At 69.2% G+C, this 13,700-nt stretch carries 16 protein-coding genes; 4 read left to right on the top strand and 12 right to left on the bottom strand.

What is annotated here, in order from left to right; genetic code table 11:
* Positions 1–36 precede the first annotated feature (36 nt).
* From P5P27_RS08295 to P5P27_RS08255, 9 genes are read right to left on the bottom strand one after another with little or no spacing between them, the layout of a single operon-like run.
* Complete coding sequence (locus P5P27_RS08295; protein WP_278127236.1) at positions 37–1,152, bottom strand: acyl-CoA dehydrogenase family protein; 1,116 nt, start codon at positions 1,150–1,152, stop codon at positions 37–39.
* Complete coding sequence (locus P5P27_RS08290) at positions 1,131–2,318, bottom strand: acyl-CoA dehydrogenase family protein (RefSeq protein WP_278127234.1); 1,188 nt, start codon at positions 2,316–2,318, stop codon at positions 1,131–1,133. Before P5P27_RS08290 ends, P5P27_RS08295 begins: the two co-directional genes overlap by 22 nt.
* Positions 2,318–3,538, bottom strand: coding sequence for an acyl-CoA dehydrogenase family protein (locus tag P5P27_RS08285; RefSeq protein ID WP_278127233.1), 1,221 nt, complete (start codon positions 3,536–3,538; stop codon positions 2,318–2,320). Before P5P27_RS08285 ends, P5P27_RS08290 begins: the two co-directional genes overlap by 1 nt.
* A 1-nt stretch (position 3,539) precedes the next feature.
* Positions 3,540–4,565, bottom strand: coding sequence for a phosphotransferase family protein (locus P5P27_RS08280; RefSeq protein WP_062366848.1), 1,026 nt, complete (start codon positions 4,563–4,565; stop codon positions 3,540–3,542).
* On the bottom strand, positions 4,565–5,017 hold the full coding sequence (locus P5P27_RS08275; RefSeq protein WP_062366846.1) for a MaoC family dehydratase: 453 nt from the start codon (positions 5,015–5,017) through the stop codon (positions 4,565–4,567). The genes P5P27_RS08280 and P5P27_RS08275 overlap by 1 nt, the downstream gene beginning before the upstream one ends.
* A 2-nt stretch (positions 5,018–5,019) precedes the next feature.
* Positions 5,020–5,775 (bottom strand): 3-oxoacyl-ACP reductase FabG, encoded by a 756-nt coding sequence (gene fabG / locus P5P27_RS08270; protein ID WP_006896312.1) that lies wholly within the window; start codon positions 5,773–5,775, stop codon positions 5,020–5,022.
* Complete coding sequence (locus tag P5P27_RS08265; protein WP_278127230.1) at positions 5,772–6,848, bottom strand: NADPH:quinone oxidoreductase family protein; 1,077 nt, start codon at positions 6,846–6,848, stop codon at positions 5,772–5,774. Before P5P27_RS08265 ends, fabG begins: the two co-directional genes overlap by 4 nt.
* Positions 6,845–7,675, bottom strand: a complete 831-nt coding sequence (locus P5P27_RS08260; RefSeq protein WP_045538180.1) for an SDR family NAD(P)-dependent oxidoreductase — start codon at positions 7,673–7,675, stop codon at positions 6,845–6,847. Before P5P27_RS08260 ends, P5P27_RS08265 begins: the two co-directional genes overlap by 4 nt.
* The gene (locus P5P27_RS08255) at positions 7,675–8,442 is read right to left on the bottom strand and encodes an SDR family oxidoreductase (protein WP_062366844.1); all 768 of its coding nucleotides are present in this window, start codon (positions 8,440–8,442) and stop codon (positions 7,675–7,677) included. The genes P5P27_RS08260 and P5P27_RS08255 overlap by 1 nt, the downstream gene beginning before the upstream one ends.
* A gap of 164 nt (positions 8,443–8,606) precedes the next feature.
* On the opposite strand from P5P27_RS08255, the gene P5P27_RS08250 reads away from it, so the two are divergent.
* Entirely contained in the window at positions 8,607–9,230 is a 624-nt protein-coding gene (locus P5P27_RS08250; RefSeq protein WP_045538181.1) for a TetR/AcrR family transcriptional regulator, read from the top strand.
* 124 nt (positions 9,231–9,354) lie between these two features.
* The gene (locus P5P27_RS08245; protein ID WP_045538182.1) at positions 9,355–9,540 is read left to right on the top strand and encodes a DUF7455 domain-containing protein; all 186 of its coding nucleotides are present in this window, start codon (positions 9,355–9,357) and stop codon (positions 9,538–9,540) included.
* Between the two features lie 50 nt (positions 9,541–9,590).
* On the opposite strand, the gene P5P27_RS08240 is transcribed toward P5P27_RS08245, so the two are convergent.
* Positions 9,591–11,390, bottom strand: coding sequence for a DEAD/DEAH box helicase (locus P5P27_RS08240; RefSeq protein ID WP_375002019.1), 1,800 nt, complete (start codon positions 11,388–11,390; stop codon positions 9,591–9,593).
* A 137-nt stretch (positions 11,391–11,527) separates the two neighbouring features.
* Between P5P27_RS08240 and P5P27_RS08235 the strand changes: the two genes are divergently transcribed.
* Positions 11,528–12,637: a YihY/virulence factor BrkB family protein gene (locus P5P27_RS08235; RefSeq protein ID WP_278127226.1), complete on the top strand. Its 1,110-nt coding sequence runs from the start codon at positions 11,528–11,530 to the stop codon at positions 12,635–12,637.
* A gap of 7 nt (positions 12,638–12,644) precedes the next feature.
* Here the strand turns inward: P5P27_RS08235 and P5P27_RS08230 are convergent, their stop codons facing one another.
* Entirely contained in the window at positions 12,645–12,875 is a 231-nt protein-coding gene (locus P5P27_RS08230; RefSeq protein WP_006896303.1) for a DUF3039 domain-containing protein, read from the bottom strand.
* Between the two features lie 35 nt (positions 12,876–12,910).
* On the opposite strand from P5P27_RS08230, the gene P5P27_RS08225 reads away from it, so the two are divergent.
* Positions 12,911–13,327: a DUF3099 domain-containing protein gene (locus tag P5P27_RS08225; RefSeq protein WP_006896302.1), complete on the top strand. Its 417-nt coding sequence runs from the start codon at positions 12,911–12,913 to the stop codon at positions 13,325–13,327.
* 3 nt (positions 13,328–13,330) lie between these two features.
* On the opposite strand, the gene P5P27_RS08220 is transcribed toward P5P27_RS08225, so the two are convergent.
* Positions 13,331–13,642, bottom strand: a complete 312-nt coding sequence (locus tag P5P27_RS08220; RefSeq protein ID WP_006896301.1) for a helix-turn-helix domain-containing protein — start codon at positions 13,640–13,642, stop codon at positions 13,331–13,333.
* Positions 13,643–13,700: the final 58 nt, after the last annotated feature.

Below are 13,700 nucleotides of genomic sequence, written 5' to 3'. Positions count from 1 at the left end.
CCGACGGCGCGTCTCGTCGCCTCCGGTTCGCCGAGGTCAGGCGGGCAGATCGGCGAGGATCGCCAGCGCCGCCCGATGCCGTCCGGGAGTACCGAGAGCGATCTGATCGGCCTTCGCCCGCTTGAGGTAGAGGTGCGCGGGATGCTCCCAGGTCATTCCGATGCCGCCGTGCAACTGGACGGCTTCCTCGGCGGCCCGGACGGCGTGGTCGCCGCAGTAGGCCGCCGCGACCGCCGTCGTCAGCGCCGACTCGTCAGAGTCCACTCCGAGATCGGTCGAGACGACCGCAGCCGCGCGCGCCGCCGCCGAGGCCTGTTCGGTGTCCGCGTACAGGTCCGCCAGCCGGTGCTTGATCGCCTGGAAGCCACCGACGACGCGCCCGAACTGGCGTCGCTGCCGCAGGTAAGCCACGGTTTCGGTGACACACCACCGCGCGATGCCCGCTTGTTCGGACGCCAGCAGGGCCGCGCCCATCGCGAGACCGGAGCGGATCGCCGCCGCGCCGTCGTCCGACACACGCCTCCCCTCGGCCCCGTCGAACTCGAGGTCGCTGACCGGTCGGGTCATGTCGAGCGACTTGACCGGCGTGACCACGACCGACTCCGACGGCACCGCGTACAGGGCGCCGTCCGAACCGGGAACCAGGAAGACATGGGCGTCCTCGGCGCCGGCCACGCTCTGCACCCGCCCGGACAGGCGCGCGTCGGCCGCCGCCACCGTCGCGATGACCGAATACGGATCGGCGGAGAACGGGACGGCGAGCGCGGCGACGACGGATCCGTCGGCCAGCCCCGGGAGCAGTTCGGTGTCGCCCGCCTCCTCGAGCACGGTGGTCGCGATCACGGCGCTGGTGAGCATCGGGGTGTGCGCCGGTATCGCACCGAGTTCCTCGAGGACCACCGCCGCCACCGCCGGGGTGGCTCCGGCACCGCCGTGCTGCTCACCGATCAACAGGCCCGCGAGCCCCAGTCCGGCCATCTCCCGCCAGAGGTCGGGCGGCGCGGCGCCGTCGTAGGCGGCGATGAGGGCGTCCGTGCTGACTCGCCGGGACAGCAGATCGCGCACGGCGGCCCGCAGATCCTCCTCCGCCTCGTCGGTCACCAGGTGCGGCACGTAGTCCGCCGCGACGCTCATCTCGGCACGTCCTTCCATGGAATGTCCTTGTCGACTCGGTGTTCGGGCGGCAGTCCGAGGATGCGTTCGGCCACGATGTTGCGCAGGATCTCCGATGTCCCGCCCTCGATCGAGTTGCCCTTGGCTCGCAGGTACCGGTAGCCCGCGTCGCGGCCGAAGAAGTCGACGCGCTGCGGCCGGACCATCGTCCAATCCGAGTAGCGCAGTCCCTCGGCGCCGAGGATCTCCAGTTCCAGCCCGGACAGTTCCTGGTTGATGCGTGCGAACGAGAGTTTCATCGCCGCTCCCTCCGGACCGGGCTGCCCGGAGGCGAGCTTCTGGCCGAGCCGGACGCCGGTGAGACGAGCCACCTCGGAATCGACCCAGAGCTTCAGCAGTTCGCCGTGCAGTTCCGGGGTACGCAGGTCGGGGCGGTCGCGCCAGGTCCGCGCGACCACGCCGATCATCCCGTCCTCACGCCGGGCGGCCCGGCCCCCGATCGCCACCCGTTCGTTGTTCAGGGTCGCATTGGCGACTTCCCAGCCCTGACCGATGTCCCCCAGCCGCTGGCTGTCCGGGATGCGCACGTCGGTGAGGAAGACCTCGTTGAACTCCGCCTCGCCGGTGATCTGGCGCAGCGGCCGGACGTCGACGCCGGGGTCGGTCATATCGCACAGGAAGTACGTCAGTCCGCGGTGCTTGGGCACATCGCCGTCGGTGCGGGCGACGAGGATCGCCATTCGGGCGTTGTGCGCGCCCGAGGTCCACACCTTCTGCCCGTTCACCACCCACTCGTCGCCGTCGCGGACGGCTCGGGTGGCCACGGCCGCCAGGTCGGAGCCGGCCCCGGGTTCGCTGAACAGCTGGCACCACACCTCCTCGCCGGTCCAGAGCGGGCGCAGGTAGCGGTCGAGCTGCTCGGGCGTGCCGTAGCGCAGGATCGTCGGCGCGGCCATGCCCAGGCCGATGCCGTTGACCTCGCTCCGGTTTCCGGGTGCGCCGGCCTCCGCGAAGAGTCGGTCCACCTCGGGCTGAAGCGACCGCGACAGCCCCAGTCCGCCGCGGCCCACCGGGTACGCCACCCAGGCCAGACCCGCGTCGTACCGGGCTCGGAGGAACTCCAGCGGATCGGTGGTCGCGGGATCGTGCGCGGCCAGGAAGTCCGCCACCGTCCGCGCGAGATCGGCCGCGGTCGCCTCCGTCATCAGCGAGTCCCTTGCCTGCGGAGTTCGGCGCGCGCGAGGGAATTCTTGTGCACCTCGTCCGGACCGTCGGCGAACCGCAGCGTCCGGATGCCCGCGATGTAGTTGGCGAGCGGGAAGTCCTGGGAGAGTCCGCCGGCGCCGTGCGTCTGAATCGCCTTGTCCAGGATCCACTCGACCGTCGACGGGGTGGCGATCTTGATGGCCTGGATCTCGGTGTGGGCGCCGCGGTTGCCGACGGTGTCCATCAGCCACGCGGTCTTCAGGACCAACAGCCGCAACTGCTCGATCTTGACCCGCGATTCGGCGATCCAGTTGCGGATCACACCTTGTTCGGCGAGCGGTTTGCCGAAGGCGACGCGGCTCGCGGCTCGCCGGCACATCATCTCCAGCGCACGCTCGGCCATGCCGATCGACCGCATGCAGTGGTGGATGCGGCCCGGTCCGAGCCGGCCCTGAGCGATGGCGAATCCGTCGCCCTCCGCCCCGATCAGGTTCGCCGCCGGGACGCGCACGTCGGTGAACCGCAGTTCGGCGTGGCCGCCGTGATCGTGGTCGTCGTAGCCGAGCACGTGCATCCCGCGCACCACCTCGAAGCCCGGGGTGTCGCGCTCGACGAGGATCATCGACTGCTGCGCGTGCCGCTCCGCGGACGGATCGGTCTTCCCCATCACGATGAAGATCTTCGCGTTGGGGCTCATGGCACCGGTGATCCACCATTTGCGCCCGTTGATGACGTACTCGTCACCGTCGCGGACGATCGACAGTTCGATGTTGGTCGCGTCCGAGCTGGCGACATCCGGCTCGGTCATCGCGAACGCCGAGCGGATCTCGCCGTTGAGCAGCGGGGTCAGCCATTTGCGCTGCTGCTCGGCGTTCGCGTACTGGGCCAGGACCTCCATGTTGCCGGTGTCGGGCGCGGCACAGTTGAGTGCGGCGGGGGCCAGCCCGGGGCTGCGGCCGGTGATCTCCGCCAGCGGCGCGTACTGCAGATTGGTCAGTCCCGCCCCGTGTTCGCCCGGCAGGAACAGATTCCACAGTCCGCGCCTGCGGGCCTCGGCCCGCAGTTCGGCGAGGACCGGCACGCCGTCCCAATCCCACGGGTCCTCGAGCGCGGCCAGCTGCTCGGCGAACACCGGCTCGGCCGGGTACACGAACTGATCCATGAACTCCAGGAGGTTCTCCCGCAGTTCCTCGGTCTTCGCGTCGAACTCGAAATCCATCTCAGCTCTCCTTCAGAGCGTCCAGGCCCGCGTTCAGCAGCGGACCCACGGCCTGTCCGGCGTCGGCGAATCCTTCGCCGACCGTCTGACCGTTGACGTAGCGGTAGTGAATGCCCTCGACGATCCCGGCCAGCTTGAAGCAGCCGAACGCGAGGTAGAACCCGAAGTCCGAGAGGTCACGGCCGGACTCGGCGGAATAGCGCGCGAGGACCTCGTCCTCGGTGAGGAAGCCGGGCGCCAGCGAGACGTCGGTGACGCCGCCGCCCGCAGCACCGAGACGGTGGTAGACGCACATCAGCGCCAGATCGGTGAGCGAGTCCCCGATCGTCGACAGTTCCCAGTCGAGCACCGCCCGGGCCTGATCGGCGTCGTCGACGAGCACGTTGTCGAGGCGGTAGTCGCCGTGGACGATGCCCGGGGCGGCGTCGGCGGGTACCCGCTCGGCCAGCAGCCCGTGCAGTCGCTGCATGTCCGGGAGGTCGCGGGTGTGCGCGGCGTCGAACTGTTTGCGCCACCGCGCGACCTGCCGGGCCAGAAACCCTTCGGGACGGCCGAAGTCGCCCAGTCCCACCTCGGCCGGATCCACGCGGTGCAGAGCGGCCAGCGTGTCGACGAGCCGCTCGGAGATCGCACGGGTGCGGCTGCTGCCCAGCTCGGCCAGTTCGGCGGCCTTACGGTAAGGAGTCCCGTCGACGGCCTCCATGACATAGAACCGCGCGCCGAGCAGGTCGGTGTCGTCGCAGATCGCGTACATCCGCGGCACGGGCACCTCCGTCGGCGCCAGCGCCGACATCATCGTATACTCGCGTCCCATGTCGTGCGCCGTCGCCAGCAGCTTGCCGACGGGCGGGCGGCGCAGTATCCAGCGGTTGTCTCCGTCCGTGAGGCGGTAGGTGAGGTTCGACTTGCCGCCGGCGATCAGCTCCGCGTCGAGCGCGCCGTCGATCGGGCCGACGTTCTCGATGAACCACGGAGTCAGCCGGGCCAGATCGAGACCGGGCAATTCGCGTGAACCGGTGGCCGCCATCAGAACACCAGCACCGAGACGGTCTCGGCGATGCACACCGGCTTCTCGCCGCCGTCGATCTCGATGGTGACCTTCTCGACCACCTGCTGACCGGCCGAACTCGCCTTCACCTCGACGAGTTCGAAGCCGGCCCGTACCTTCGATCCGACCGGGACGGGCGCGGGGAACCGCACCTTGTCGGTGCCGTAGTTGACGCCCATCGTGGTTCCGACCGCACGCCAGGCGCTCTGGCGCAGCACCGGAATCAACGACAGGGTCAGATAGCCGTGTGCGATGGTGGTGCCGAAGGGTCCCTTCGCGGCCCTCTCCTGGTCGACGTGGATCCACTGGTGGTCACCGGTGGCGTCGGCGAACAGGTTCACCTTCTCCTGAGTCACCTCGTACCAGTCGGAGTAGCCCAGATGCGTTCCGACGGCGGCGACGAGGTCTTCGGCACTGTTGATCTCGATCATCGTCAGGCCTTCGGTCCGCCGGCGACGTAGATGACCTGACCGGAGACGAAGCCGGCGCCTTCGCTCGCGAAGAAGCTCACGGTGTGCGCGATGTCGGCGGGCTCGCCCACGCGCTGGACCGGGATCTCCTTGGCCGCGGCGGTCTTGAAGTCGTCGAAGGAGACGCCGATGCGCTCGGCGGTCGCTGCGGTCATATCGGTCGCGATGAATCCCGGAGCGATCGCGTTGGCGGTGACGCCGAAGCGGCCCAGCTCCAGCGCCAGGGTCTTGGTGAAGCCCTGCATCCCCGCCTTGGCCGCCGAGTAGTTGGCCTGGCCGCGGTTGCCGAGCGCCGAGGTGCTCGACAGGTTCACGATGCGCCCCCAGCCCTCCTTGGTCTGGTACTGCTGCACCTCGCGCGACATCAGGAAGGCACCGCGCAGGTGCACCGCCATCACCGAGTCCCAGTCGGAGACGCTCATCTTGAACAGCAGGTTGTCGCGGATGATGCCCGCATTGTTGACCAGGATCGTCGGCGGCCCGAGTTCGGCCGCGACCCGGCTGACGCCGGCCTCCACCTTGACTTCGTCCGAGACGTCGACGCCCACACCGATCGCTCTGCCGCCGGCGGCGGTGATCTCGTCGGCGACGCTCTGGCAGGCCGCTTCGTCGAGATCGAAAACGGCCACGGCGTGACCGTCGTCGGCCAGACGGCGCGCCACCTGGGCACCGATGCCTCGAGCGGCGCCGGTCACGATCGCAATGCGCTGGGTGGTCATAGAGTTCTCTCCTTCGAGGACGTACTTGATTCGGATGTGCGGGATTCGGGTGTGCGGGATCGGGCGGAGCGGCCGGTGAGTCCGCTCGGCGTGGCCTGATACGCCACGCGTCCGACGGTATTGCCGTCGGCGAGCCGTTGCAGGCCGTCGGGGATTTCCTCCAGTGGCAGCCGCTCACTGACGAGGGGCGCGATGGCTCCGGAGTCGGCGAGCGCGGTGAGCTCGGCGTGGCATTCGCGGACGAGGTCGGGCGCGTACCTGTTGTACAGACCCCAGTGCAGACCGACCACCGAGTAGTTCTTGATGAGCGCGTGGTTCAGCGCCGTCTCGGTGATGGTGCCGCCGGCGAAGCCGATCACCAGGATCCGCCCCTCGAATGCGATGCACTTGGTGGACCGCAGGTAGGTGTCGCCGCCGACGGGATCGTAGATCACGTCGGCGCCGCGACCGCCGGTTTCGGACTTGACGACCTCGACGAAGTCTTCCGCGTGCCGGTCCACCACGACATCGGCGCCGAGCGCGCGAGCGACCCCGGCCTTGGCCGATCCGCCGACCACGCCGATCACCTTCGCGCCGGCGGCCTTGCCCAGTTGAATCGCGGCACTGCCGACCCCGCCGGCCGCGGCGTGCACCAGCAGGGTCTCCCCCGGTTGGAGCCGGGCTCGACGGTGCAGTCCGAACCAGCCGGTCTGGTACCCGATGAACAGCGACGAGGCCTGCGCATCGTCCAGGGACTCCGGCGCCGGGAAGGTCTCGGCGGCGGCCATCACCGCGTACTCGCCGAAACCGCCGTACGGCAGCACCGCGCCGCCGAGCACCCGGTCGCCGACCGACAGCCCGGCGACGCCCTCACCGAGCGCGGTCACCTCGCCGCACAGTTCCACTCCCGGGGTGAACGGCAGTTCCGGCCGCACCTGATAGAGCCCGCGGCACATGAGGACGTCCGGGAAGTTCGCCGCGGAGGCGAGCACCCGCACCACCAGCTGCCCAGGTCCCGGCTCCGGGAGGTCGACGTCGGCGAGGTGCAGCACCTCAGAGGGCTCGCCGAGCCGTTGCACCCGCCACGCCTTCATCGCGGCTCTCCCTCGGACCGGGCCGAGTCGAGCCTGCGCTGCAGTTTGTTCATGCCCGCGAGCCAGCGGTCGGTGTCGCCGGCCCTCGCCCGGTAGTAGCCGGACACCTCGGGGTGCGGCAGGATCAGGAAGTCGTCGCCGTCGAGGGCCGCCTCGACCGCCGCCGCCACGTCGTCCACGGAGAGTGCGACGTCATGGCTGAGCAGTTCTTCGAGGGGCCCGGACTGATCGAGCATCCGGGTGCGCACGCCCTGCGGACAGATCGCCTGCACCACGACGCCTCGATGCCGATAGGTCGCCGACAGCCATTCGGCGAAGGCGACGGCGCCGTGTTTGGTCACCGAATACGCGGGAGCGCCGAGCATGGTCAGCAGCCCGGCCGCCGAAGCGGTGACGACGAACCGTCCGCCGCCGCGCTCGATCCACTCCGGGACGAGCCGGCGCGCCGCGTGCACGTGCGCGAGCACGTTGACATTCCACGAGAGCTCCCAGTCGGCGTCGTCGGCCTCGAGCCCGCGCCCTCGGTCGACTCCCGCGTTGGCGAACCACGCGTCGATCGGACCGTAGGCTTCGCGGGCCGTCGCGATCAGGGCGTCCACGCCGTCCTGCGACGCGGCGTCGCCCGGTGCGGCCACCGCGGTTCCGCCCGCGCCCGCGATCGACGCCACCGTGCGTTCGGCGCCCTGCGCATCGAGATCGGCCACCACCACCCGAGCGCCCCGCGCACCCATTGCGACGGCGAGCCCGGCGCCGATGCCGTTGCCCGCTCCGGTGACGACGACCGTCTTACCGGCCGGATCGAAGGCCGCCGGGTCCGCGCCGCTCATCAGGCGCCGCCGCCGAGGAGCACGCCGCCGTCCACGACGAGCGTCTGTCCGGTCATCCAGCCCGCGTCGGCCGACAGCAGGAAGGCCACCACCGAACCGATGTCGTCCGGCTCCCCCAATCGCTTGAGCGGGTACGCCGAGGCGACCTGCTCCTCGCGACCCTCGTAGAGGGCGGTGGCGAACCGCGTCTTCACCACCGCCGGAGCCACCGCGTTGACCCTGATGTTCGGTCCGAGCTCCCACGCGAGCTCTTCGGTGAGATGGATGACCGCGGCCTTCGACACCCCGTAGAAGGCGATGCCCGGTGCGGGGCGCAGACCCGCGATGGAGGCGACGTTGACGATCGCACCGCCGTGCTCGCCCTGCCAGGCCCGGTTGACCGCCTGCGCCCAGCGCAGCGCCGAGATGACGTTGACGTCCATGATCTTGCGTGCGGCCTCGGGATCGATGTCCATCAGCGGTCCGTAGACCGGGTTGATACCGGTGTTGTTGACGAGCAGATCCGCACTGCCGAAGCGCTCGACGGTCTTCGCCACCGCATCGGCCTGATGGTCGGGGTCGTCGCCGCGACCGGGTACCGCGAGTGCCACGTCCGCACCGCCGAGCCGTTCGGCGGCGTCGTCGAGGGCCTCCTTCTTGCGAGCGGTGATCGTGACCTTGGCGCCTTCGGCGATCAGCCGCTCGGCGATCGCGAACCCGATGCCGCGGCTGGCGCCCGTCACGATGGCCGTCTGGCCCTTGAAGCGCTGAGGATCGATCTGTGCCACGGAGTCTCCTTGTCATGAACTGCGGTGAACTCTGACTAAGCGCTTGCTTAGCTGTTACGATCCACCTTGCACCACGGTGAGACATCCGTCAACCGGTCTCGCCGGATGCGGCCCGGCTCATATCCGAGACCGTGCGGCACCGACCCGGCACACAGGAGGCGAGCGTGAACGACGAGAGCATTCCGTCCCGATCCGAGCTCACCCGGCGGCGTCTGCTCGACGCCGCATTGGAGGCCTTCGCCGAACGCGGCTTCCACGGCACCACGACGCGCGACATCGCGTCGGCCGCCGGCATGAGTCCGGCGGCGGTGTACGTCCACTACCGCAGCAAGGAAGACTTGCTCTTCGAGCTCTCGCACACCGGCCACCAGGCCACCCTCGCGACCGTCGAGCAGGCCGACGACCCCGGTGCGGACCCGGCAGAGCGGCTCGCCTCGGTGATACGCGCATTCGCCGAGTGGCACGCGAGGGGACACACCAGCGCACGGATAGTGAACTACGAACTCACGAGTCTGACTCCCGAACACCGCCGCGAGATCGTCGAACTCCGCCGCGACATCACTCGGCGCGTGCGGGCGATCGTCGACGCCGGGATCGCCTCGGGCGCGTTCGACGTCGACGATCCCCACACGACCACGAACTCGCTCCTGTCGATGGGGATCGACATCGCTCGCTGGTACTCCGAGTCCGGCCCGCTCGACCCGAGCCGGCTCGGCGACTTCTACGCGGGCATCGCCCTCCGCGTGGTCGGCGCCGCTCCGGTGCGCGCCGATCGGCCCGATCCGTAGTCCGAATGAATTGATTTGCGACACACCGAGGCCAACCGGGAACATTCAGGGGCCGGTATTCGTCTGACAGAGTGAAGGACGACGAACCGATTCGCGGTTCGCCGGCTATGGGACGGAGGACGACATGAGCGACATCGCCACGACCGCACCCGCGAGGACGCCGCTGACTGCCGCAGACCGCTGCGATCGCTGCAGCGCCGCTGCCAAGGTGCGCGCCACCCTGCCGACCGGTGGAGAGCTGCTCTTCTGCCTCCACCACTACAACGATCACGAGGCCCGCCTCGTCGAGATCGGGGCGGTGGTCGACTGACCGCCGCGCCGGTCACGGCCGGCTGACTCCAGGCTCGAAGCCCTGCGAACCTACCAGGTTCGCAGGGCTTTGATCCTTTCGCGCAACTGTTCGGCGGTCGCCATCGCCGTCGGCGGACCGCCCAGGCGAGTGCGCAGCTCGTTGTGGACCTGGCCGTGCGGCTTGCCCGTCCGGTGGTGATGGAGCGCGACGAGGGTGTTCAACTCCTTGCGCAGGGCGTGCAGGTTCTCCCCCGTCTGCCGTTCAGCGGCGTTCGGAGCGGCCTGCGCCTGAGCGTCGTCGGCGGGACGCGCCTTGGCCGCGGCCGACCGTCGTGTCACCTGGTCGGCCTGCCGCTGCTGCAGCAGCGTTCGCACCTGGTCGGCGTCCAGCAGTCCGGGAAGTCCCAGATAGTCCGACTCCTCGTCGGAACCGACGAGTGTCGTGGTGCCGAACGAGGAACCGTCGTAGATCACCTGATCCAGTTCGGCGTCGGCGTGCAGCGATTCGAAGGTCTTCTCGTCCTCGCCCGGCTCGTCCTCGCGCTTGTTGGCCTGAGCCAGGAGCCCGTCCTCGAGTCCGTCCGACTCACGATGCGGCTTGCCCAGCACGTGATCGCGCTGCGCCTCGAGCTTGCTCGCCAGGTCGAGCAGCACCGGCACGGAGGGCAGGAAGACGCTCGCCGTCTCCCCCGGGCGCCGCGACCGCACGAATCGGCCGATCGCCTGCGCGAAGTACAGCGGAGTCGACGCATTGGTCGCGTACACCCCGACCGCCAGCCGCGGCACGTCGACGCCTTCGGACACCATGCGCACCGCGACCATCCACTCGTCCTGACTCGCCGAGAACTCGGCGATCCGGGAGGACGACTTCGGATCGTCGGACAGGATCAGCGCGGGCTTCTTGCCGGTCATCGACAGCAGGAGCTCGGCGTAGTCGCGCGCGGTCTGCTGGTCGGTCGCGATCACCAGTCCGCCCGCGTCCGGCACACCCGAGTCCCGCAGCTTCATCAGCCGGCGGTGGGCTGCCGAGAGGACCGCGGGGATCCAGTCGCCGTGGGGGTCGAGCGCGGTGCGCCAGGCGCGCGAGGTCTGCTCGGCCGAGAGCGGCTCACCGAGCCGGGCGGTGAACTCCTCACCCGCGCTGGTCCGCCAGCTCGCCTGACCGGAGTATGCGAGGAAGACCACCGGCCGGACCACGCCGTCGCGCAGGGCGTCGGCGTAGCCGTAGGAGTGATCGGCCTTCGAGCGCTGCCCACCGCCCGGCTCCGGTTCGTAGGTCACGAACGGGATCGGGGAATCGTCCGAGCGGAAGGGTGTTCCGGTCAGCGACAGCCGTCGTTCCGCATCGCTGAACGCCTCCCGGATCCCGTCGCCCCACGATTTCGCGTCGCCGCCGTGGTGGATCTCGTCGAGAATCACCAGCGTCCGGTACTGCTCGGTGCGGACGCGGTGGCGGGACGGGTGCGCCGCCACCTGTGCGTACGTCAGGACCACACCGTCGAAGTCCGAGCTGGTCGACCCCGTCGAGTTGGAGAAGTTCGAGTCCAGTGCGATGCCGACGCGCGCGGCCGACTGTGCCCACTGGTGCTTGAGATGCTCGGTCGGCGCCACGACGGTGATCCGTTCCACGGTCCGGTCGGCCAGCAGTTCCGAGGCCACGCGCAGCCCGAAGGTCGTCTTTCCGGCACCCGGCGTCGCGACGGCGAGGAAGTCCTTCGGCCGTCTGGTCAGGTATTTCGTCAGCGCCCGCCGCTGCCAGGCACGCAGCGGCGCGCCCGATCCCACGCGCCGAGCAGCCTCACCGTCGACCTCGTCCACCCCGTCACCGATTGTCGTCCCGGACCCGACTTCTGTCTCCGTGCTGGTCACCCTGCTCCTGCACCCTCCTCGCGAGAAAACCTTCACGAGTCTATCCCGGCCGCCGGACATCCTCGCGGTCGCCGCCGCACGCCTGCGCGCCACGCCCGCCGGCGGGGCGCTCGTTCCGGGCGTGGCGCCCATCCGCCATGCTGGTAGGCATCGACACCGAGCACCACGCGCCCACCGACGGCGAGGAGAACGCGAGTCAGGACGACCGGCAGAGCCGGGCGAGCCTGCCCGAAGTGATACGTGGAATCCCTCGTCTGGCGTGGCGGACGACGGTCAAGTCCTGGGACGACTCGATCATCGGCTGGGCCGCGCAGGCGGCGTTCTGGCAGGCTCTGTCGCTCCCCCCGCTGTTGCTCGGCGTACTGGGCAGCCTCGGATACATCGCCGACTGGTTCGGCCCCGACACCGTGCAGATCATCACGGAGCGCATCATCTCGTTCTCCGAACACGCCTTCACACCGAACGTGGTCGACGACCTCATCGCTCCGACCGTCGAGAACGTCCTCGGGCGGGGCCGAGTGGCGATCATGTCGGTGAGCTTCGTGATGTCTCTGTGGGCGGGATCGTCGGCGATGTCGTGCTTCGTCTCCTCGATCGTGCACGCACACGGACAGCACGAGATCCGCCACCCGGTGTGGCAGCGCATCTTCGCGCTGCTCATCTACATGGTCTTCCTGGTCTCCGGCGTCCTGGTGCTGCCGCTGGTGGCACTGGGGCCGACGTATCTGCACCAGATCCTGCCCGACGCGTGGGATCCGGCGATCTCCGATCTGGTCGACTGGGGCTACTTCCCGTTCGTGGGGGTGCTGTTGATCGGCGCGCTGGTGACGCTGTACCGGTTCGCGCTGCCGCATCCGGCGCCCTGGCACCGGCTGCTGCCGGGCGCCCTGTTCGCGGGTGTCTTCTTCTGGGTCGCGACGTACGTCCTGCGCTTCTACCTGACCGCGCTCACCCGCGCCGGCTACACCTACGGCGCCCTCGCGACGCCGATCGCGTTCCTCCTGTTCACCTTCTTCCTCGGCTTCGCGATCGTCGTAGGAGCCGAGTTGAACGCCTCGATCGAGGAACTGTGGCCGGCGCCGCGCGGCGGCGGGGTGGTGCGCAGCTGGGTCACCAGCCAGACCACCGAACTGACCGACACACTGCGCAATCGCGCACTGAACGGCCGCGGGTCGGGCGACGGCCGGGACAGGGACGACGGCCGGGACGGGGACGATCCCGACGGACCCGCCCCGACCGCCCGCTGAGAATCGGTTACTTCTTCATCTTCTGGTAGATCTTCTTGCACTTCTCGCAGACCGGCGAGCCGGGTTTCGCGGACTTGGTGACCGGGAAGACCTCACCGCACAGGGCGACCACGTGAGTACCCATGACCGCGCTCTCGGCGATCTTGTCCTTCTTCACATAGTGGAAGACTTTCGGAGTGTCATCGTCCTCCTCAGTGCGTTCATCGATGTCCGGGCGTTCGATCGTCTGAGTAGCCATGACTCCATTGTGGACCACTGTGCAACCATGGAGGTATGGCGGAACGACGAGGACGCGATGGTGACGGCGACAGCTTCCTGATCACCAGCGCTGAACCCGACCGCGACGCCGTCTTCCGCGCCCGCAAGCGCCGCTATTTCCTGATGATGTCGATCCGCATCCCCGCACTGATCATCGCGTCGATCGTGTACGGCGTCACGCAGAACGGCTGGATCGCACTGGCGATCATCGTCGCGTCCATCCCGATTCCGTGGATCGCCGTCCTCAAGGCCAACGACCGGGAACCCCGCAAGCACGGCGAGGTGCCGATGTATCACTACGGCAGCACCCGCACCGTGCAGCCGGAGATCGCGCCCGAGCCGCATCGCGATCGCTACGACGACCGGTCGCACCGGATCATCGAATCCGAGGTGGAGGGACGTCCCGATCCCGAGCGCCCGGAACGCGAGTAGGGCTCAGCCCACCGCGCGTTCGTCGCGTCCGCCGCCGATACGGTCGCCGTCCACTCGGTCGCCGTCCACGCCGTCGGCCAGCCAGGTCGCGACCGCATCGTCGACCGGCATCTCCAGCGCCGCGCACAGCCCGACGACGGTCCCGAAACTCGGGCTCGGCATCCGGCCGGACTCGAGCTTGCGCAATGTCTCCGGCGAGATCCCGGCTGCGGCCGCCACCCGCACGGGATCGCGGTCGGCCCGTGCGGAGCGGAAGAGGACTCCGAGGCGTCTGCCTGCGGCGAGTTGCTCGGGAGTCAACGGGAGACGAACCATACCCGCAGCTTAGCGGTATTCGAATACCGCGGGGCTGCTACAGTGTCGGTATTTAAAT

Origin of the sequence: Gordonia sihwensis (genome assembly GCF_029632925.1) — a bacterium.
Lineage (GTDB): Bacteria > Actinomycetota > Actinomycetes > Mycobacteriales > Mycobacteriaceae > Gordonia > Gordonia sihwensis.
The sequence above is the reverse complement of the archived record's forward strand: the minus strand, read 5'-3'. Positions and strand labels throughout refer to the sequence as shown.

Excerpts from the sequence above, each read along its gene's own strand:
- P5P27_RS08295 (WP_278127236.1), bottom strand. The coding sequence starts at position 1,152 with ATGGAAGGACGTGCCGAGATGAGCGTCGCGGCGGACTACGTGCCGCAC.
- P5P27_RS08290 (WP_278127234.1), bottom strand. The coding sequence starts at position 2,318 with ATGACGGAGGCGACCGCGGCCGATCTCGCGCGGACGGTGGCGGACTTC.
- P5P27_RS08285 (WP_278127233.1), bottom strand. The coding sequence starts at position 3,538 with ATGGATTTCGAGTTCGACGCGAAGACCGAGGAACTGCGGGAGAACCTC.
- P5P27_RS08280 (WP_062366848.1), bottom strand. The coding sequence starts at position 4,565 with ATGGCGGCCACCGGTTCACGCGAATTGCCCGGTCTCGATCTGGCCCGG.
- P5P27_RS08275 (WP_062366846.1), bottom strand. The coding sequence starts at position 5,017 with ATGATCGAGATCAACAGTGCCGAAGACCTCGTCGCCGCCGTCGGAACG.
- fabG (WP_006896312.1), bottom strand. The coding sequence starts at position 5,775 with ATGACCACCCAGCGCATTGCGATCGTGACCGGCGCCGCTCGAGGCATC.
- P5P27_RS08265 (WP_278127230.1), bottom strand. The coding sequence starts at position 6,848 with ATGAAGGCGTGGCGGGTGCAACGGCTCGGCGAGCCCTCTGAGGTGCTG.
- P5P27_RS08260 (WP_045538180.1), bottom strand. The coding sequence starts at position 7,675 with ATGAGCGGCGCGGACCCGGCGGCCTTCGATCCGGCCGGTAAGACGGTC.
- P5P27_RS08245 (WP_045538182.1), top strand. The coding sequence starts at position 9,355 with ATGAGCGACATCGCCACGACCGCACCCGCGAGGACGCCGCTGACTGCC.
- P5P27_RS08235 (WP_278127226.1), top strand. The coding sequence starts at position 11,528 with ATGCTGGTAGGCATCGACACCGAGCACCACGCGCCCACCGACGGCGAG.
- P5P27_RS08230 (WP_006896303.1), bottom strand. The coding sequence starts at position 12,875 with ATGGCTACTCAGACGATCGAACGCCCGGACATCGATGAACGCACTGAG.
- P5P27_RS08225 (WP_006896302.1), top strand. The coding sequence starts at position 12,911 with ATGGCGGAACGACGAGGACGCGATGGTGACGGCGACAGCTTCCTGATC.
- P5P27_RS08220 (WP_006896301.1), bottom strand. The coding sequence starts at position 13,642 with ATGGTTCGTCTCCCGTTGACTCCCGAGCAACTCGCCGCAGGCAGACGC.